The organism is Methanosarcina horonobensis HB-1 = JCM 15518 (assembly GCF_000970285.1).
GTDB lineage: Archaea > Halobacteriota > Methanosarcinia > Methanosarcinales > Methanosarcinaceae > Methanosarcina > Methanosarcina horonobensis.
This window is the reverse complement of sequence record NZ_CP009516.1, coordinates 4,000,034-4,019,161: the sequence shown is the minus strand read 5'-3', so window position 1 is coordinate 4,019,161 and position 19,128 is coordinate 4,000,034. Positions and strand designations below refer to the sequence as shown.

The 19,128-nt window shown below is 41.4% G+C and carries 17 protein-coding genes; 7 read left to right on the top strand and 10 right to left on the bottom strand.

What is annotated here, in order from left to right; translation table 11 throughout:
• Nucleotides 1–103: 103 nt before the first annotated feature.
• Complete coding sequence (locus MSHOH_RS17550) at nt 104–1,354, top strand: hypothetical protein (protein ID WP_239451042.1); 1,251 nt, start codon at nt 104–106, stop codon at nt 1,352–1,354.
• Nucleotides 1,355–1,621: 267 nt separating this feature from the next.
• Complete coding sequence (locus MSHOH_RS17545) at nt 1,622–2,080, top strand: 30S ribosomal protein S15 (protein WP_048141611.1); 459 nt, start codon at nt 1,622–1,624, stop codon at nt 2,078–2,080.
• Between the two features lie 112 nt (nt 2,081–2,192).
• Here MSHOH_RS17545 and MSHOH_RS17540 read toward each other — a convergent pair whose 3' ends face one another.
• From MSHOH_RS17540 to nadC, 5 genes are all read right to left on the bottom strand, one after another.
• Nucleotides 2,193–2,675, bottom strand: coding sequence for a hypothetical protein (locus MSHOH_RS17540; RefSeq protein WP_048141609.1), 483 nt, complete (start codon nt 2,673–2,675; stop codon nt 2,193–2,195).
• Between the two features lie 786 nt (nt 2,676–3,461).
• Complete coding sequence (locus MSHOH_RS17535) at nt 3,462–4,289, bottom strand: ABC transporter ATP-binding protein (RefSeq protein WP_082089406.1); 828 nt, start codon at nt 4,287–4,289, stop codon at nt 3,462–3,464.
• A 256-nt stretch (nt 4,290–4,545) separates the two neighbouring features.
• Nucleotides 4,546–5,661: an FtsZ/tubulin family protein gene (locus MSHOH_RS17530; protein WP_048141608.1), complete on the bottom strand. Its 1,116-nt coding sequence runs from the start codon at nt 5,659–5,661 to the stop codon at nt 4,546–4,548.
• A 96-nt stretch (nt 5,662–5,757) separates the two neighbouring features.
• Nucleotides 5,758–6,975: a BatD family protein gene (locus tag MSHOH_RS17525; protein WP_162197655.1), complete on the bottom strand. Its 1,218-nt coding sequence runs from the start codon at nt 6,973–6,975 to the stop codon at nt 5,758–5,760.
• A gap of 648 nt (nt 6,976–7,623) precedes the next feature.
• Entirely contained in the window at nt 7,624–8,457 is an 834-nt protein-coding gene (gene nadC / locus MSHOH_RS17520) for a carboxylating nicotinate-nucleotide diphosphorylase (RefSeq protein ID WP_048141606.1), read from the bottom strand.
• 345 nt (nt 8,458–8,802) lie between these two features.
• On the opposite strand from nadC, the gene MSHOH_RS17510 reads away from it, so the two are divergent.
• Together MSHOH_RS17510 and nadA are read left to right on the top strand one after the other, a co-directional pair.
• Nucleotides 8,803–9,618: an aspartate dehydrogenase gene (locus MSHOH_RS17510; protein ID WP_082089405.1), complete on the top strand. Its 816-nt coding sequence runs from the start codon at nt 8,803–8,805 to the stop codon at nt 9,616–9,618.
• Between the two features lie 501 nt (nt 9,619–10,119).
• The gene (gene nadA / locus MSHOH_RS17505) at nt 10,120–11,034 is read left to right on the top strand and encodes a quinolinate synthase NadA (RefSeq protein WP_048141600.1); all 915 of its coding nucleotides are present in this window, start codon (nt 10,120–10,122) and stop codon (nt 11,032–11,034) included.
• Between the two features lie 157 nt (nt 11,035–11,191).
• Here the strand turns inward: nadA and MSHOH_RS25380 are convergent, their stop codons facing one another.
• Nucleotides 11,192–11,824 carry a PGF-pre-PGF domain-containing protein gene (locus MSHOH_RS25380; protein ID WP_275425592.1) on the bottom strand — a complete coding sequence of 211 codons (633 nt, stop codon included), beginning with the start codon at nt 11,822–11,824 and terminating at the stop codon, nt 11,192–11,194.
• Between the two features lie 8 nt (nt 11,825–11,832).
• A complete protein-coding gene (locus MSHOH_RS25375; RefSeq protein WP_239451040.1) occupies nt 11,833–12,597 on the bottom strand; it encodes a hypothetical protein in 765 nt (254 codons plus the stop codon).
• A 638-nt stretch (nt 12,598–13,235) separates the two neighbouring features.
• On the opposite strand from MSHOH_RS25375, the gene MSHOH_RS17495 reads away from it, so the two are divergent.
• Complete coding sequence (locus tag MSHOH_RS17495) at nt 13,236–14,105, top strand: geranylgeranylglycerol-phosphate geranylgeranyltransferase (protein ID WP_048141598.1); 870 nt, start codon at nt 13,236–13,238, stop codon at nt 14,103–14,105.
• A gap of 278 nt (nt 14,106–14,383) precedes the next feature.
• Here MSHOH_RS17495 and MSHOH_RS17490 read toward each other — a convergent pair whose 3' ends face one another.
• Nucleotides 14,384–15,616 (bottom strand): methionine adenosyltransferase, encoded by a 1,233-nt coding sequence (locus MSHOH_RS17490; protein WP_048141596.1) that lies wholly within the window; start codon nt 15,614–15,616, stop codon nt 14,384–14,386.
• Nucleotides 15,617–15,765: 149 nt separating this feature from the next.
• Nucleotides 15,766–16,509 (bottom strand): RNA ligase partner protein, encoded by a 744-nt coding sequence (locus MSHOH_RS17485; protein ID WP_048141594.1) that lies wholly within the window; start codon nt 16,507–16,509, stop codon nt 15,766–15,768.
• 454 nt (nt 16,510–16,963) lie between these two features.
• Between MSHOH_RS17485 and MSHOH_RS17480 the strand changes: the two genes are divergently transcribed.
• Both MSHOH_RS17480 and MSHOH_RS17475 read left to right on the top strand, forming a co-directional pair.
• Entirely contained in the window at nt 16,964–17,398 is a 435-nt protein-coding gene (locus tag MSHOH_RS17480; RefSeq protein ID WP_204245348.1) for a hypothetical protein, read from the top strand.
• A gap of 421 nt (nt 17,399–17,819) precedes the next feature.
• Nucleotides 17,820–18,212 carry a thioredoxin family protein gene (locus MSHOH_RS17475; RefSeq protein ID WP_048141592.1) on the top strand — a complete coding sequence of 131 codons (393 nt, stop codon included), beginning with the start codon at nt 17,820–17,822 and terminating at the stop codon, nt 18,210–18,212.
• Nucleotides 18,213–18,260: 48 nt separating this feature from the next.
• Here the strand turns inward: MSHOH_RS17475 and MSHOH_RS17470 are convergent, their stop codons facing one another.
• The gene (locus tag MSHOH_RS17470; RefSeq protein ID WP_048141590.1) at nt 18,261–19,106 is read right to left on the bottom strand and encodes an ABC transporter permease; all 846 of its coding nucleotides are present in this window, start codon (nt 19,104–19,106) and stop codon (nt 18,261–18,263) included.
• Nucleotides 19,107–19,128: the final 22 nt, after the last annotated feature.

The following is a 19,128-nucleotide window of genomic DNA, read 5'->3' as shown; positions in this document are numbered from 1 at the left end:
TGGTATAAACGTCGAAAGTGGGGATGATTGATCCTGAAAATCAGATATGGTTCGGGAAAGGAACTGATGGTTCGGAAAATAAACCGGTAAATAGGTGAAACAGGTGAAATCCTTGAGAGCTTCTAAAAACTCCGGACAGATGCAAGAAATTAAAAGTAAAAAAGTAGAGATCGACGCTGTTAGAGAATCTTCTGGCTACTCTACAGTTTTTGATGCCCTATTTTTGCTTGTGTTAATTTCACTTTCCGGTATTATTCTTATGCCATCTCAGCAGGCTGATGAGCAATATACTGCAGCCGGATATTTGACTTCTTCAGAACTGGATACCTATCTGCTTGAATCATTTCTTTCCTGCAAACTTGAGGATTTTAAGTATGAAATCTCACCTCTTTCGGTGCTTAATGTTTCAGTTCCGGAGGATTCAATTGTGGAAAGTCCTGCTCACACCCTTTTTGAAAAGGAACAGAAGCACAGGACTTTTGCTGACCTGACAGCCGAATATCTGGCTATTTCCCTCAAGTTGCAGAGAAACAGCTCTTCCTTCTCCTTCAACCCACTAGCTGAGAACTATTCCGATCAGGCTTCCGAAACCATAGCTGCTTATCTGGACAAAAAGGTGGCAGGAAGGTTCTCTTACCGATTTGAAGCTTACTGGTATCCTGTGGAAACTTTCCCTCTGGGAAGCGAATTTATTATTGGAGAAGAGCCGTCTGCAGATGCTATCCGGCAGAGTGCAAAACTTTCCATGCCACTCTATGAGGGTACGCCTTCTAAGGACTCTCTTCTTGCCTGCATAAATGATTCCTTGCTTGAAGATTCCCTTAACTCTTCTGACGAAGAGGCTTCAACAGCACTTTCTCAGGCTTTTAATGTTTCTCTTGATGCTGCAGCCCTTGAAGGAGCGGAGACAGCCGTTGAGCTGCTTTTCCCATCTGATTATTCGGGACCTGTCTTCGGTGGGGAAGCAGATGAGTCCTTTGAGACCCTGCTTTATGGAATTTCTGAAAACCCGGATGAAGAACACTCCTCCTCAACGGAAGAGAAATTTAATGTCTACCTCTCTGACCTGCTTGAAACGGGATTTGCACTCAAATCCGAAAATTCTTCTGAAAATGCATCCACTGCAGAATTTTCTCAACTTCAAGTCCTGCTGGCAGACTATATCAGGGCAGAGATCAGAGCGGAACTTGAAGCTGAATTTTCAGATAAGATTAACGAGACTATTCATGCCATAGTTGAGACTGAAGACCTCTCCGAGGCTCAGGCTTTAAGGGATTCTCAGATAGAGGCAATTTACAGGCAGATCAACCCCGGAGGAGCACGTATAATCCTCTATCTCTGGAAACCATACTAAAATTATTTAAAAATTATTTAAAAACCATTTCCTGTCCGGCCCCGGGATTCCTACACAAAGTATATATTATATGGTGCGCTCTCTAGTCATGTTTTTACCGAAAAACTCAAGCTTTTGCAGGAATTCCTGAAAAGCCACGCAGCAGTTTGTTGTGGCGGATTAAAATCTCCCGATCGATGTGTTGGTCCGTTATAGTCGGTAAAGATATAACTTCAGCCCGAAGAATTTTCTTCCGGGCATCGATCAATTGATATCAGGAGAGTTATTATGGCAAAAATGCATACCAAAAGAAAAGGCAAGTCTTCTTCCACCCGGCCTAACAGAACAGAACCGCCAGAGTGGTGCAAGATTGGAGCAGACGAAGTTACCACAATTACACTGGACCTCTGGAAACAGGGTGTCTCCACAGCCGAAATCGGCATGATTTTAAGAGACCGTTACGGAGTCCCTGATGCCAAGCTCATTACAGGCAAGAAGATCACAACAATTCTCAAGGAAAACAACGTTGCTCCTAACATTCCAGAAGACCTTACCAACCTCATCGTAAAGGCTCTGGGACTGAGAAAGCACCTTTCTACCAACAAGAAAGACGTCCATAACAAACGTTCCCTCAACTTGACCGAATCCAAAATTAGAAGGCTTGTTAAATACTACAAGCAGGAAAAGGTACTTCCGAGGGATTGGTTCTACAAGCCTGAAACCGCAGAAATGATGATTACAAGATAAACCTGGAAATTTTTTATGGTCGGTTTGCCCGATCTGCAAACCGTACCTCTAACTATTTTTGATAAAAATCCGAAAACCAATCTGGTATGAGCCAATTTTTTAAAGTTATTTATTATTCTTTTACCAATGATAAATCCAAATCTGCGAGAATCTTGTCTATATTTAGATAATTCCAGAGTGCAGTATAAGCGAGATATGCGGTATGTTCTCGAATTTCACTATTCTTCAATTCAGTTGCAAATTTTTTCCATTCAGCTTCATACTTGTCCTGGAGTTCGCGATAGTTACGGGTGGATATTCCGATCATAGCACAGACATTTGATTGAGACATTCCCATCTCCGTTATATAGTAATAGCAGAATGCTGCCTTAAATTCCGCGTCTTCGTTTTTTAGGTAGTCACGTAAGCTCAACAAGATATCCTCACCCACGGACCTGTACATCTTCAGAACATTGGACTTGAAATCTGGATTTTTAATAAGTTCGTCAATTTCATCATCAAGCTCAAAGTCAAATTCAGCCTTAACTTTGGCAAGTGTATTAACTCCATTGTTGAAGGGTTTTAGATTTGAAGAATCAAAACTCATTTCTTTCATTTCCTTTGTTCTCTTTCTTGCGAATCTCCGTGTTTCTTATTTTTAGTTTAGCTGTGAATCCTGACTAATCCGGTTGTAGATTTCCCCCTAACTTTTCAGTACACACTCCACAGCATGGTTAGAATTTTTTTCTGATAGCCTGGAAAGGTACATTTTACTTTCCTGTAACATTTCGTCCCAGCGCTTCTTTCTGGCTATTAAGATTCATGAGTAAACTTCAGCGAGCTGCCTTTTTGATTGTTGATTTCTCTTACGATTCTATTTTTCATATGGTATATTTATAATTTTGGATCAATAGCAAATAATTACTACTATATCTGGTATATCGCTCAATTTTTTCAACTATGTATGTGGTTCATTGGTAGTGTTTTTTCAGTTTTAAGGGTCTATCGATTTATTCAAAGGCTCAGGTCCGTAAATCTACTCTGGATCAAAGTACCGGTTTAATGTTTGGTATATTTCCAACTTGTTTGGTATAACACCAAATATTAATCCGATTCTGGTTACAACAACCAAGTTACAACAACCAAATATCAATCCAATCCTGGTTACAATACAAGTGCTCCTTTCTCAATTAATGAGCCGACCCTAAAACTCAAAATCTGCTTTTTGAATTTTCCTTTTTTTAATAATTAAGTGAGTTTCTGATCGTGAAAACAGTCTTAAGAAAATTTTGTTGATTAATAATAAAAAATAGATTTTTTGGATCAGTTATGGCAGCCCCGCGAATAAATTCACAGGCATCTTTAGCATTTCAATCAGTGCTACACTGTCCCAGAACAGCTTTTATTCTTGTCCCGCTTTTTCCAGCTGGTTATATGTACAATCCCATGAGGGGCTTCCGGGAACTACGCATCTCATACCTGCAATTTCCCCTATGACAACTGTAAGGCCGTATACATCTTCGATCACCTGAGGGGTAACTACTTCCACTCCTCCGTGGGCATGAATTTTTCCTCCCTTCAAAAGAATGAACCGGTCTGCATACCTGAGTGCCTGGTTGAGGTCGTGCATTGTCATTACAGCCGCAATCCTGTGCTCGAGAACTATCTGCCTGATAGTGGTCAGGATCTCCACCTGGTTTTTCAGGTCAAGGCTGCTTGTAGGCTCGTCAAGAAGGAGGACTTTTGGCTCCTGGACAAGGGAACGTGCTATTGCTACTTTCTGAAGTTCGCCCCTGCTCATCTCATCGATATAGAACAGGCGCAGGTTTTCCATTGAAAGTAACTTGAAGACCGAATCAACGATTTTAAGGTTTTTTTCTCTTACGTCCCATTTGATATGAGGCCGCTGCCCTAGCAGGACTGCATCAAAAGCTGTCAGCCTTCCGGTCTCAACACGCTGTGGGTTTGCAAGGGCATAGGGGCGACCTTCTAACTCAGATTCTTCTAACTCTATGCTGTCAACTCTAACAATAAGGTCCTGTGCCTGCAGGTATACAAGATAGCGCAGGCACCCTGCCCCCGAGCAGATAGTACTTTCGACATTTGTGGGTATGGTTAATTCTCTACCACATCCGTCAGTGATTGTGATCTCGGCAGACTCTGTTGAATTATCGGTACCTGTGATGGCTCCGGCAGCCTCAACCGGGGGCTGCACCTTCCACGTTTTCATCAGACTGGACTCTTCGCTCGTACACCCTGAGCTTGCGATCAGAGCAAGGATAAGTACTCCTATAAAAATAATTTTTTAAATTTAACACAGAAATCGTTTTCATGTTACTTTCCTCTGGTTTATTAAAGGAAGAGTGTTACATAAAGTAATTAATTTTTCCTAATATTTATTATAACAGAGTAAAGATCCTTAACATAAAGACCGGAAGAAAAATGATCAGTAATAAAAAAGGTTCTAAAGAGAAAAACCTGAATCCTCAATATTCAGGTTCCATCCCTTCAATCTGGGAAAAAGTCCTTTTCATTTCGACTCCTTCTTCAACACGCTGCTTTTTTGCTTTCTCGTAATGAATAGCCTGAACCGCTACATTATAAAGTTTTTCAAGTTCATGAGCAGATTCCAGGGTAAGGAGCGAAAGAATCTGAGGATACTCGCCGTCGCGCACAACTATTCCTTTGAAGACATGTCCCACGGCTCCGGAAAGTTTTTCGATCTCAGTTGAGATCTCGTCTATACTCAGGTATTTGCGGTCACCTTTGATTACTATCATTGCTCTGCTTGCTTCTTCATAAACATTGGTTGAAAACAGAAGTCCTGAAGGGGAGAGCGAGTTCTGTATTGTCGTTTTGATAGGCATGTCTTTATCAGCCTTGAAAAAACCGATAGTTGCAAGCCCTGCACCTCCGCTCATTACTGTCTTGAAGTCACCGAGATCCGTTACCATCATCATTTCACTGTCAAGGGCATCAAGAAGGAAAAGAAGACGCTCTGCAATCATGTCATTTATACCGTTATAGGCTTCCTGAATACTTCCTCCGATGTTTTTCAGGTACTGGTTATCGGCAAGTATAATTCCGTCTACCCCGCTCTGACGGATATCCCTGATCGAAAACGCTGAGTTTTGAAGGTAAAGAGTTCCTTCTTCCCTGAAAGGAAGGACAACAACACAATAAACAGGATAGTCGTAGCGATTTTTCATTTCCCTTATGAGAAGAGGAGTAAAAGAAGAGCCTGTACCACCCGAGGCTGAGGTCAGTACAAAAGCAATATCAAAATTACCCCTTTCCTCAACCTGCCGCATAATCATCTCTTTATTTTCTTCAAAGACCTGTTTTCCAACATTCCTGTTTGCACCAACTCCATGCAGGTGGGGGATGTGGACTCTGTCCCTTGCTTTTGTAAACTTCATCTCTTTTAGGTCATTAACAGCAGTGTTAAAAGCAAGGGTTTCAACATGGCTTTTAAATCTCTGCTTCGAATAGAATTTGGCAAGCCTGTTGCAGTTTTTTCCTCCTCCCATCGCATGCCGGTTAATGGAATCCAGAATTCTGTTTCCACATTGCCCGTTTCCTATTACAAGTATATTGAGCAAAAAAAACTCCTCCATCTTAAAGGTAAATTTCCATTTTTCTATCCCGGATTGAGCGGGATTTTCACACTTTTTTATATTATTTATTAAGTTTTTTCTTTAATATCTGTATTGCCTGTGCCGCCTGTATATATGAACTCCAATAACAGCAAGAATGGCTACCGGAATTATGATGTATAACGGATTTTTCAACATGAAGTCGAACTTTCCTTCTTTTACATTGATGTTGGAAGTTGCAAATTTACCGTTTTGCTTAACTTTCTGGGCATCTACCCCGTTACTGTACTCATAAGAGAGCTCTGAGTTTATACTGTAAGTGCCCACATCCTTTGCTTTTAAAGTGCACGTGAACTCTTTGTCATTGTTGGGTTGCAGAGTTTCTATGTATATTCTGGGTTTTCCACCTACGGTTTCAATCCCTTCGTCTCCGCTGACATATTCCATACCATCCGGAACCATGATGTCAAGACGGACAGCCTGAGCAGGAGCACTTCCCGTGTTCCTCAGAATAATTGTTGAGGTGACTTTTTCGTTTCTTCTAACAGATAGCAGATCCATAACCATCGTGGTCTCAACATCCGCCCTCAGTTTATTCCCTTCAAGTACAGTTACTGTGGGAGTGTTAGAAGATGATTGGTAGGTCTGGCTCGCACTGTTTCTGTATGTAGCAGTCACAGCTCTGAGATCGAAAGTTCCTGCCTCGGTTGCTTTCAATTTATAAATATAAACAAGAGTTTCAGGCATTGATTGTCCGTAATCAATTTTTGGTATTGTGGTTGAAATTTCGTAAGTAGTTTCCTTCAGGACAAAATGTTCCTGCTTCGGGTCCGTAAACAGCACATCATGTGCAGCATCGTTTCCGGTAGTTTTTGCGTTTACGGTAACGGTTATTAAATCTCCCACTTCTATTTCGGATTTATCGACACTTTTAGTTATCACAAGTTTAGGATCTCCTGCAAAGGCTGCCTGGGAACGCCCCCCTTCAACGACCTCGTTAATGTAAAGATCTCCTATCTTGTAATTTGACATGGTAATCTCAACTGTAGCTCTGGGTAATACGCCTCCGGTATGAACGGACTTCAGGCGCATCTGCACTTTACCCTCATCCTCAAAGTCGAACTCGAAGCTCTCGTTCACATCCAGCAGGCCTGTTGTTATTTTCTTGTCTCTCTCATACACATAATATGAGGCTGTACCTGCTTCAGGAAAGATATCGGTAATTTCTATTATGTAATTGTTAAGCTGATATACCTCCCCTTCCTCAATGTCTCCGTCATATACAGCAGTTCTTGCCGATGCTGTACTGCCAAGCGTCAACAGGATGAGAAACGTAAATAAAATAGTTCTATGAAACCCTTTCACCTTCAATTCTGCTACCTCAAAAACCTGATAAAAAAGTCGATTTACGGCAGGTTATTCTCCTTCTAATTATTTTCAAACTAATACTTTTTAGATCAGCTTTTTTAGACTGCTAAATATTATCAGTAAGTTCGAAATGAATATAGTTTTAAACTGATTAATTATTTCATTAAGTTTTTAGAAAAAAACCAGATTAAATGTTTGTATATTTTTTAACTCTTATATCCCATCCACTCGTAAATTCTGTGAATGAATACGTGATATTCGATTCCTTATAGAGCATAGATTCCAAATTAAGTGGACTTTAAAAGGCTGGATTTTTACAGTTTTTTATCTGGATTTTTCTATTTACTCTCATATTATCAGCTCATATTTTTTTATTATTATCTTTGTAATCTTTATTCTTTTCTTCCTTTTTATCTTTTCGGTGTTTTTAAATTTGCGGTAAAAAATTAAATTCGTTTATAAATAAAAGTACACTCAAAGATGTAAAGAATTTAAAAAACAAACAGTATTCAACAGGAAAATCTTTTAAATAAAAAAAGAAATGATAAATTCTTTAAATTAAATTTATATATAATATTTCTTAATCAGTCTAAATACATTTTAGGCCTCATAGCCGACTATTTCCAGGCTGACATCTATCCATCTTGATTTGTGGATAAGTGAGCCCATGGATATTATGTCTACTCCTGTTTTTGCATAGTCTTCGAGGTTTTCGAGGGAAATTCCTCCTGAAGCTTCCATAAGAACTGATTCTCGGAGTTCTTTTTCTTTAAGTATGGAAAGAGTCTTTTTAATCTCATCGGGCTGCATATTGTCAAGCATTATAATATCAGCTCCCAGTTCTGCAGCAAAGACCGCATCTTCTGCAGACTCGACTTCAACCTCAATTTTCCGAGTAAAGCTGGTCTTTCGGGCGGCTTTTATCGCGGCTTCTATTCCCATAAGTTTTACATGGTTATCTTTAATCATAACCGCATCTGAGAGGTTAAATCTGTGAGTATCTCCTCCTCCGGCAGCAACAGCAAGCTTCTCAAACTTCCTTATCCCCGGCGTGGTCTTCCTTGTACATGCAACCCTTGTAGTTTCCGAGTGCTTTCTCACAATATCGGTGCAGTTTCTTGTCAGGGTGGCAATCCCGCTGAGGTGCCCGAGGAAGTTAAGGCTAATGCGCTCTGCCCTGAGAATGGATACGGCTCCTCCCCTGAGCCTGAAAATCACATCTCCTTTGCTGAGGCGGTCTCCATCTTTAAAATCGGTTTCCGCCTGAATTCCGAAGTAATAATATATTGATGCTGCCTCATCTATCCCGGCAACCGTACAGTCCTCTTTCGTAAAAACAGTGGCTTCAACAGGTCTGTCCGGAACAATAGTACAGGAAACATCGTCGTACCCCAGGTCTTCTTCTATGAAGCTTTCAATTTCTCTGATAAACATAATTTTTACCTTGCTATTTTATGTCTCCCGTATTTATAAGGGATATGGGCATTTTCCTTCTGTTTTTTCTTCCATCATGTTTTTACTTTACAGTATGCAATTTGGATATTCTGGACAGAGAGTAAAGAGCGGATCTAATTCAAGTGAAGATTCTTGAGACGAAAGAGAAGATGCAGGAACAGAAGGTTTAAAGATAGAGAAAGGAATACAGTACTCCCGTTCTCGGAGTTTCTCTGTGCCGGGCATATAAAGAAAATTATATATAAGCAATTATAGTTGATCGAAAAATACCAGCTAAATTGTTGAGGCAATTAAAAACTTACTAATTATTCTCAGGAGCCTGGAATACTGAAAATAGGAATTATTGGTTGCGGATTCATTGGTGGACAGATTTGCAGGGCAATTGATAACAGGGAGATTAATGCAGAGCTGTACGCCCTCTGCGACTCTTCGGAAAGCAAAGCACTTGAACTTGCAAATTCCCTGAAAACATGCAGGCCTGCATATATGAAGATCGAAGAACTCATATGCAGTGTAGACCTTGTTATAGAAAGTGCTTCTCAGAACGCCGTCAGGTTCATTGTCCCTCAGGCCCTTCAAGCAGGACGGGATGTGATGATTCTGAGTGTAGGTGCCCTTGCAGACAAAGAACTGAGGGAAACTCTTTTCGGGCTTGCAAAGCAGCATAGCTGCAGGCTTTACTTCCCCTCTGGTGCGGTTGTCGGAATTGACGGGATAAATTCGGCATGTGCTGCCGGAGTTTCCTCTGTTACCCTGACCACAAGGAAGCCTCCGTCAGGACTTATGGGAGCTCCCTATGTTGTGGAGCACGGTATAGAGCTTGAAAAGCTTGAAAAAGAGATGTTACTCTTTGAAGGACCTGCTTCGGAAGCCGTAAAAGCCTTTCCTGCAAACGTTAACGTGGCAGCGACCATAAGCCTTGCAGGCATAGGTTTTGAGCGGACGACGGTAAAAGTCATAGCTGATCCTTCCCTTTCCAGAAACGTGCACGAAGTCAATGTAGAAGGAGAATTCGGGAAATTCTGCACAAGAGTGGAAAATCTTCCTTCTCCTGATAACCCTAAAACAAGTTATCTTGCAGCCCTCTCTGCAATTTCTACCCTGAAAAAGATCCTGAATCCTTTCCAGATAGGGACATGAAACCTTTTATATTGAAGCTGAACTTTAGCATTGAAACTTAAAGTTTTCAAACTTTTAATCTTAACCCGAACCGTTAGTCTTATCTGGAGTATGAGTCTGCAACTACAGGAAATTAGAAATCTTAAGTTTCAGAAATCTCTCAAATTATTTCTATTCAATTTTCCATTCTTACTCTTCCTTATTTTCGTTTTTTCCTCTTCCTCCTTTTTCCGGTAACATTTTTCGGATAGAAGGCTGGATGTGTTCACAAATATTATATAGGACGGAAGAGTTAAGCAGGTACATCTCAGGAGGCAGCGTATGTACGCGAAAAAAGCTTTACGGATAAAATCTTCCTACTGCACTTTTTACGTTTAATATGCCCTTCTATTCAAATACTCAAAAATATTCTTAAGTTAAATATCCCCATAGTTCGGGAATCTCTCCGTTTAAAATATCTCAGGTAAATTTCTCCAGATTAATTTGTCTAAGGTTAATTTCTCTAATGTTTATGGTGGTCACATGCAGCAAGCAGACCTTATAAAAAGGATCAAAGAATTGAAATTAAAACGAAACGCAGTAATTCTTTCTCACTATTATTCCCGCCCTGAGGTTCAGGACATTGCGGACTTTGTCGGGGATTCCCTTGCCCTGAGCCAGGAAGCCGTACGTCAGGATGCGGAAGTTATCGTTTTTTGTGGAGTCCATTTTATGGGGGAGAGTGCCGCAATTCTTTCTCCGAATAAGACGGTACTGTTGCCTGAAATTGATGCTACCTGCCCTATGGCAGATATGGTAAATGTAGAAGGCCTTAAAAAACTGAAAGAAGAACACCCTGAAGCTCTGGTCGTTTCCTATGTAAATAGCTCGGCTGCAGTCAAAGCAGAATCCTATATCTGCTGTACCTCTGCTAACGCCGTAGAAGTAGTAAACTCCCTGGACGCCGATGAGGTTATTTTCGTGCCTGACAAGAACCTGGCCGCTTATGTTGCAGCCCGCACTGACAAAAAAATTATTCCCTGGGAAGGGCACTGCCCCACACATCACCAGATCCTGAGGGAAGATGTCCTGAGAATGAAGGAAAAACATCCCCAGGCCAAATTCATAGCCCATCCCGAGTGTCGCCCCGAGGTACTTGAACTTGCAGACCATGTGGCAAGCACGCGGGGTATGATCGTATACGCAAAAAAATCGCCTGCGCATGAATTTATAATAGGCACGGAGTGCGGTCTTATTCACGGGCTTCTTAAGGCAGCTCCGGAAAAGAAATACTATTGCATTTCAGAATTTGCTTGCTGCCCAAGTATGAAAATGATCAGCCTTGAAAAAGTCCTGGTTTCCCTTGAAAAGATGCAGCATGTAGTAATAGTCCCTGAAGACGTGAGGATAAAGGCAAAAGAAGCTCTTGACCGGATGCTCACAGTAAAAGTAAAATAACCATTTAAATTCTTTTTTTCGTTGCCACTTGCCGTGCCCTACTTCTTCAGGAGCGGTCTGTTTTATTCTTCATTTATCCTTTTTGGAATCTTATAGGAAAAGTAATTTAGAGTAAGTGAGGCAGGGAACCTCACATACTTTCATGCTATAGTAAACTTCAGATCTTTTTCTTCAACACAGCATATCCTACAAGAAGCGCAAATAAAGGCAGAGAAAATGCAATAAGCACCTTAGCTACCTCCATAGGCTCTTTGACTATGCCATTTTGTTCTCCCAGGCTTCTCAGGGTTTTCTGCAACTGGGTTTCATTTCCTTCTGCATCATATTCCGTTATTGCAAAGAAGGAATAGCCAGGTGTTTTTGATTCAAAATAAACGTAATTATCGTCTTCTCCGACTTTTTCCGTATCAAGGGACTTCCATCCTTTATTGTATCGTTGAAGGGTTATCAGGGACTCATTGACATTATTATTTTCAATCCATTCTTTTTCGACTTTGAATCCTACTAATCCATTTTTTAGGGAAGTGGGGAGTCCTGCTGCATTTTCTCCTATCCAGATATTCACATGTTTGTATATTCTGCCAGCAGGAAGTTGTGAGACAAGAATGGATTTACCCTTAAGTACTTCTACAATTGCTGTTGTCCTTCTGAAGGTTCTCTTTGCATCATACTCAACACATGTTATGCATGTAACATTTTCCGGAAACTGATATTCTATATGATAACCACTTATCACGTTTCTGGTAGCAAGCTCCTTGATTTCGATATTAGTAGCCGGTTCTGTGGAAATACCGCTTCCTATGCTACTGGAATCTGAGTCAGAGTCAGAGCTAGAGCCGGAACTTGAACTGGAACCAGAACTTGAACTCCCGTCATCTCCTGAGTCAGTATTTCCTTCAGTATCTCCTCCAGTATTTCCTGATCCAGTATTTCCTGAGTCAGTGTTTCCTCCAGTATCTCCTCCGGTATTTCCTCCAGTATCTCCTCCGGTATCTCCTCCAGTATCTCCTCCGGTATCTCCTCCAGTATCTCCTCCAGTATCTCCTCCAGTATCTCCTCCGGTGTCTCCTCCAGTATCTCCTCCAGTATCTCCTCCAGTATCTCCTCCGGTGTCTCCTCCGGTGTCTCCTCCAGTATCTCCTCCAGTATCTCCTCCGGTATCTCCTCCAGTATCTCCTCCGGTGTCTCCTCCGGTGTCTCCTCCAGTATCTCCTCCAGTATCTCCTCCAGTATCTCCTCCAGTATCTCCTCCGGTATCTCCTCCAGTATCTCCTCCGGTGTCTCCTCCGGTGTCTCCTCCGGTGTCTCCTCCAGTATCTCCTCCGGTATCTCCTCCAGTATCTCCTCCGGTATCTCCTCCAGTATCTCCTCCAGTATCTCCTCCGGTATCTCCTCCAGTATCTCCTCCGGTATCTCCTCCAGTATCTCCTCCAGTATCTCCTCCGGTATCTCCTCCAGCATCTCCTCCAGTATCTCCTCCAGTATCTCCTCCGGTATCTCCTCCAGCATCTCCTCCGGTATCTCCTCCAGCATCTCCTGCATCCGAACTTCCGCTGTCTCCATCAGTTTCATCTGCAGCAGACGCCATATGGGGAGTCATTCCAGGAATTAATAATATCACCAACAATACATAAATTAAAGAAATTAAAAAATGGGGTTTCATTTTTTACTGGCCTCCGCCCGCACGTCTGTAACTAGAAATCTCTGCTGTACGGTAAGTCATTAACAATTTATTATATTATTCATATAAACAAAATTTAGGATTTATTTTTAATATATTTCTCCGATTTAACTGCAGATCTAAAAAAGGTTACGTTTTTTTATGGATATGTTACTGGCTTTGAATCTCTTTAAAAATGAGACCGACGGTAAATCATGCCTTTTAGATAATACCCAATCGACAACTAATTTAAATTTTTCACTTTCCTGTACAGGTAGAATTTTTTCTTGTAAGCATTCAAATCTTATTTAAATTAATGTTCTCTCTTTGTGAAATCTGCTCTAATACAACCGGAATGCACAGTTTTTTTCTCTTGTGCAGAAATCTGGATACTATTCCTAGTAGCGATTCATTATTATTTGCAGCAAAATCAGAAAGTGATTGGATAAAGGTTGATAGTTAAATCAGCAGGATATTAGTAACATAGTGATCGGTTACATTTTTGGCAAAATTTTAATACTTTATAATGCTGTTTCTTCTGATGTCTGCCGGAATACGCACATATCTGGAACTTATGAGGTACGGGAACTGCTTGATGGCAGGTTTCGCAGCTGTAATCGGAACTCTGATAGCTTTTAATATCCTGATTTCCTGGTCTTTTAGTTCGGGTTTTGCGGGATCTTTCCCTTTCCTTGATGCAGGGCTTGTGTTTCTGGTAGTATTTCTTGTGTCAGGTGCAGGAAATACGATTAACGATTACTTTGACATAAAAATAGACTCTATCAACCGCCCTGAAAGGCCCATCCCATCCGGACGAGTAAAAGCAAAAGAGGCTTTTTATTTTTCTTACCTTCTGTTCTCCCTGGGTACCCTGCTGGCTTTCTCCATAAACTCTGTCTGCGGGTTAATCGCCCTTTTTAATTCTCTGCTGTTAATTCTCTATGCAAAAACCCTTAAAGGTACTCCCCTTTTAGGAAACCTGAGTATAGGTTACCTTACCGGTTCTGTCTTTTTATTTGGAGCTTCGGTTTTCGGGTTTAGAGGAATTGAAGCTCTCTCCGTACTTTTCCTGCTTGCGGCTCTTGCCATTACAGCCCGAGAAATCGTAAAGGACATTGAGGATATGGAAGGGGACAGTAAGGAAGGAGCAGACACTCTTCCACTCAGGATAGGGGCAAAAAAAGCAGGGTATCTTGCAGTGCTTATAGGGCTTCTTGCCGTAATTTTAAGCCCTCTCCCTTACTTTATGCACATTCTCGGGTCCCGCTACCTTTACATAGTTTTTCTGGCAGACCTCGGGTTTCTAGCAGCCATTGCTCAGCTCCTTTTACGGAATAACCCTACAAAATCCTCTAAAATGTTTAAAATAGCCATGTTCTTTGCTCTGATAGCTTTCATTGCCGGGGTATGAACTGCATACAGGTATGAGTTATAATTTTATAAAATCATATCTTTATTTTACAAGATTCTCTTTTTTTACAAGACCCTGCTTTTATAGCTTGCCTACCTCTTAAAGGTCCAGCAGGCAGATCCTGAATAATAACCGTTTAAATCAGTTTCCACTCCAATATCACTTTTTGGAATTATATCTTAGGACCAAATCTGCCGGACTCCTATTCGGTATGGTATTTGATGTCTTGTTAAAAAACTCAATTTGACAGAAGTTGCGTTTTTTACGGATCTGCTTATTCAGCAAATGGGTTTCCTTCCTGCTACAAGTTCCATTGAGAAGGAGTGAATATTTTCAAGTTCTCTTTCTATAACTTCTGCCGCCTCTTTTTCTACCTCGCCTGCAAAACCTTTTTTCATAATCAGCTGGGCAGTTGCAATCTGAGGCTGATCAATCGGAGTTCCGATTTCACTCAGGAGCCATACATACACCTCTGAAACATCGGGGACTTGTCTGTAAATCTCAGCCGCTATCCTGTGGGAGAGGAGATTGTAGATCTTTCCGATATGGCTTACAGGGTTTTTCCCTGCTGCAGCTTCACTGCTGACAGGGCGGTTTAAAGGAATTATCCCATTTACGCGATTTCCGCGCCCCACCTCTCCGCAGTCGGCATCTTCTGCAGACGTCCCGGTAACTGTTGTGTAAATTCCTTCCATTCCCCTTCCAGGCATGTCCAGGGTGTTAAGGGAAGCAGTTGGTCTCACGCACATGCAGGCTTCAAACTCAGCTCTTTCTTTCTCTGCAAACCCGGCAGTAAACTCCTCTATCCTGTCGTGCAGTTCTATCTTCTTTTTAAAATAGTCTTCTTCGGATTCAACATATCTGTCCACAAAAGGTGCAGCAACCGTAAGGTGCACATTCTCTTTATGCCTGAGTCCCATTACTTTTATGTCTTCTCCTGACTCCGGATATTCTTTCTTGAACCCTTTTGAGTTAAGGTAACGTTCTGTCTCGAGGATCAGCCTTTCCGTAGGGCTAAGAGGCGCGTATCCGACTGCTGCGGATGTATCGTTTGCTCCGAGAACTTTTCCTCCTCTGCTAAAAATGTCCGTAAGTTCTGCAGAACCCCTTTTAAGTTCTACCTGATAAATGAGATTTTCAGGGTCTACAAAACGAAGCTTTTCCGAAAGCCAGTCTTTTGCCGTATCCACTGCAAGCTTGGAAACATCGATTTCAACTCCCTCGTACTCGAAGGTTGCCCTGTCTCCAATGATCAGACGCATAGGGCTTACAACTCTTCCCCCTCCGAATTTTCCTTCAACCTCTCCTGCAACAAGCATGCCTTTGTCTATGTTATGGTGCAGGATAGTTCCGAAAGTCTCAAGGTACTTCTGGCTGAGGTTTACGGATATCTGTTCCATAATCGCATCGCAGATATAGTCCGGATGCCCGAGCCCCTTTCTTTCAACAACCTCTACCTTCTGACGGTAAACTTCCGAAGCTTTCAATTCTTCTATAACAACGTTTCTCAAACTCTTTCCCCCCAGATTGCCCTTAAGGGCTTGAATGATACTGAATTGATATTAATGTAAGTGAAGACAACTCATTTACTTTGTCGATAAATATATCTAGAAACTGGGCAATAAAGTATTGTCGTGAAAAATTGACTACTTAGAGTCTCTTAATTAAAATCTGCTTTCTCTGACTGGTCTTGTTTCTTTTTATCCTCATATCCCATTTCTTTTTTTCCTTCTGGGCCGTGCTTAAGATACTCTTTGATCATCATAGGAAAGGTATTCGCAGGCACGAAACGGACTCCAAGCTGTTCTGCCCATTTTTCAATTCCGTAGTCACTTGCAATGACAGCCGCATCAAGTTCTTTGGCAAGGATCAGAACATCAATATCAGGTGCACTGTCAAGGATCCCATATCTGAGAGCTGCTCTGTACTTGTTCCTGAATTTGCCGATTATCCCGCCAATAACCTCTCTTTCAACTTCTTCTCTGTATTCTTTTTTCTTATTTTGCGGGTTCTCCATAAAGAGGCATTCGGTTGCTGCCTCCCATATTGCATCCTCTGCAACCCCCATTCCCCGGTTAATTCTCTCTCGCATGTAAGATACATATTCATGGAAGATCTGTGAGGTTACATCAACTCTATAACGGTCAGGAGATTTTTTTACAAGCCAGGTATCTATCTTTGCCGTAACCTCCCTGTCACAGCCGTTGCGGCTTGCAAATTCATACATCTCCTTGTACACCGATGGATAGGGAACATAACAACTGATCCCGAACTGCAGGCGAGCATCGGCTATAAGATCGAGTATTGCTTTCATCCCTTCACAAAGGGATGTATAGCCCATAACCTCCCGGGTCTGCAGGTCCGTTAGTGCTGTGGTATCCAGCACGAATCTCTGCTTGAGCATTTTTTTCTAGTCCTTTTATAGTCTTCTTACCCTTCTTATGTATTGATCATGGAGCAATAAAATTCTTTGTTTTATGTTATTATCTGCCTGATTCGATCAAAATGGATAACTGTATATAGTTTTAAAACCTATATTTACATAGGGAAGTTAAAACCAGAGCTGAAAAGCGGTTTGAAACACATTTTTTTGTAACTTGTTTTCTCGGATTGTTCTTGTCTGAGTGCGTAAAGTGTTTTCCGGGAATACATTGTAATAAAAATAAATATGTTCCTTGCCGTTTTGCTTTTGCATCAGTCCCGGGAAAAGCTTCTCGGCTGAATCGCCGGCAGTCTTGAGTTATCCGGCGGGGTGAAAATTCAAATCAAAGGTGTGAAAGGTACTGAACCGGGTAGAAATGCAGGAAAATTAATCGGTTCGGTATAAATGGATAAAATAGGCTAAATTGGGGAATTAAATGAGTGCAAACACGGAGAGTTTAGAAACTTTTGTAGACTCAGCACAGAACTTTGTGAAGATTCCTCTGAAAAAAGGAGGCAACACAATGAAAGAATGCTGTAATATCTGTGGTCGGGAACTGCTGGAAGATGTGCTAGTCGTGGATACAAGTCTCGATATGAAACCGATCAAGTTCAAGGACGTTCATGGAGATAAGTCCGATCTGATATGTATTGAATGTGCAATTGATTCGGTTGAAAACCCACCTTTTGTGTGTACAAGGTGCGGACAACCTATTGAGTTTAATGAAAAATTCTATGTGTTCAAGGAAGCAACTACAAAACCGGGTGGTCCCAGAGTAGATTTCAAAGAGACATGCCTCGATGACAAATACATTTGCAGCACATGTTTCGATGAAACCATGAACCCTGAGTATGAAGAAAAAGAAGTCTGAAAAAGTCTAAATCTAACGCCTGCGGTGGGGTTCTATTCTCCCCCTCACTTTTTAATATATTGGCTAAAATCGGGTTCATATTTCTGACTTTGTTAAGGCATTCGGAATTTGCCGTCAAAAGCAAAACTGTCAATTCAGTTCTAAAACAAAACTATTAATTCAGTTCTTTAGTTATTCTCTGTTCAAGCTGGTTTTTGAAGCTTTTTTCTGTCTTTTATTCTTTTTCTTCATTTTACGTTTTAAAATTATAAGAACTACTCTCTCAGGAGATGCGTGGACTTTAATTCTATGAAGGTATAATATTGCTACAGTAAAAGCGCAAAATATCGCTATTATAAAAAAATGCATTTCTTTAAACTCAAGAGCTGATTCATTCGTTAATTTAACTCATCTCGGCTTATAATTTAATGGGGGAAGTGTGTTGAACGGAAGTAGTATTATTGAACTTGAGGATGCAACCTGGGGACAGCAGGTGGAGGATTCTAATAAGCCTGTTGTTGTAATGTTTTATAGCCCTACCTGCCCGTATTGTAAAGCTATGGAGCCCTATTTTCAGGAGTACGCCAGAGAATATGAGGGTTCGGCAGTTTTTGCAAGAATGAATATAGAAATGAACCCGTGGACTGCAGAAAGATATGGAGTCCAGGGAACTCCTACGTTCAAATTTTTCTGCCATGGAAGACCTGTATGGGAACAGGTAGGCCAGATCTATCCTTCCATACTTAAAAACGCGGTCAGGGACATGGTCCAGTATGGGGAGGAGTGCATAAGGAAAAGTACTCCAATAGGGCAGGATATCACGGGTTACGTTTAAACATAACCCATAGTGTTTAAACATTACAGGATACATGTAATATACAGGTCAGGTCCAGTGTGACCTGTTCTCTTTTTTTCCTTTTCCCTTTTCTTTTCTCTTTCTTTTTTCTCTGTATATCTCTTTTCTTACCAGCCCGTAATCATCAAAAGTGGTATGGATGGTGCTGAAGATGCTGAAAGCAGTACTCATGGATGTGGATACGTAAAGAGCGGTCATAATTGATATTTGATACTTGATTGCGAGCATGGGGCTTGCACCTCCGAGGATTTGCCCTGTCATCATCCCTGGAAGGAAGACGACTCCTGCAGTTGCAATATTGGCAAGGGTAGGCCTGAGAGCGGAGCGAAGGCATTTTCGAATATAAGGTATGAGGGCTTCGTACCTGCTTGCCCCGAGAGAAAGGCTATAGAGGTATCTATTTTCGTTTCTGCGGATGTCCTCATAAAATTCTCCCATGCCTACAATATTGCCCCTGAGTGAGTTCCCGAGAATCATACCTCCTATAGGGATGAGGTAGCGAGCCTCCAGAAGGTTTCCAAGGTCAAGCACGAATTCGTTGAAATAAAGCAGTACACTCAGGTTTGCTGCCACAAAAGAAAGTATAACTGGTAGGAATAGTTTTTCCATTTTGAGTTCTATATTGCGTATGGTCGTGTAACTCGCAATTACAACCATTCCCATAACCCATGCCAGGTTCAGAGCTCCATTGTTCAGATCGAAGACATAGGTTAAAAACACGCCTACCAGAACAAGCTGGACTGTCATTCGAGCAACTGCATCTATAGTTGCCCTGGAAATATGGAGTTTTATCCTGTAACTGATCGCCAGAGGAATTGCAAGCAGCAAAAAGCAGAATATCAGGGAAGGTATCGATATATCGGGGCTTGCCATTTGATAATTCCTCTCTATACTT

Excerpts from the sequence above, each read along its gene's own strand:
- MSHOH_RS17495 (WP_048141598.1), top strand. The coding sequence starts at position 13,236 with ATGTCTGCCGGAATACGCACATATCTGGAACTTATGAGGTACGGGAAC.
- MSHOH_RS17535 (WP_082089406.1), bottom strand. The coding sequence starts at position 4,289 with ATGAAAACGTGGAAGGTGCAGCCCCCGGTTGAGGCTGCCGGAGCCATC.
- MSHOH_RS17540 (WP_048141609.1), bottom strand. The coding sequence starts at position 2,675 with ATGAAAGAAATGAGTTTTGATTCTTCAAATCTAAAACCCTTCAACAAT.
- MSHOH_RS25375 (WP_239451040.1), bottom strand. The coding sequence starts at position 12,597 with ATGGAGACAGCGGAAGTTCGGATGCAGGAGATGCTGGAGGAGATACCG.
- MSHOH_RS17470 (WP_048141590.1), bottom strand. The coding sequence starts at position 19,106 with ATGGCAAGCCCCGATATATCGATACCTTCCCTGATATTCTGCTTTTTG.
- nadC (WP_048141606.1), bottom strand. The coding sequence starts at position 8,457 with ATGTTTATCAGAGAAATTGAAAGCTTCATAGAAGAAGACCTGGGGTAC.
- nadA (WP_048141600.1), top strand. The coding sequence starts at position 10,120 with ATGCAGCAAGCAGACCTTATAAAAAGGATCAAAGAATTGAAATTAAAA.
- MSHOH_RS17480 (WP_204245348.1), top strand. The coding sequence starts at position 16,964 with ATGAGTGCAAACACGGAGAGTTTAGAAACTTTTGTAGACTCAGCACAG.
- MSHOH_RS17545 (WP_048141611.1), top strand. The coding sequence starts at position 1,622 with ATGGCAAAAATGCATACCAAAAGAAAAGGCAAGTCTTCTTCCACCCGG.
- MSHOH_RS17485 (WP_048141594.1), bottom strand. The coding sequence starts at position 16,509 with ATGCTCAAGCAGAGATTCGTGCTGGATACCACAGCACTAACGGACCTG.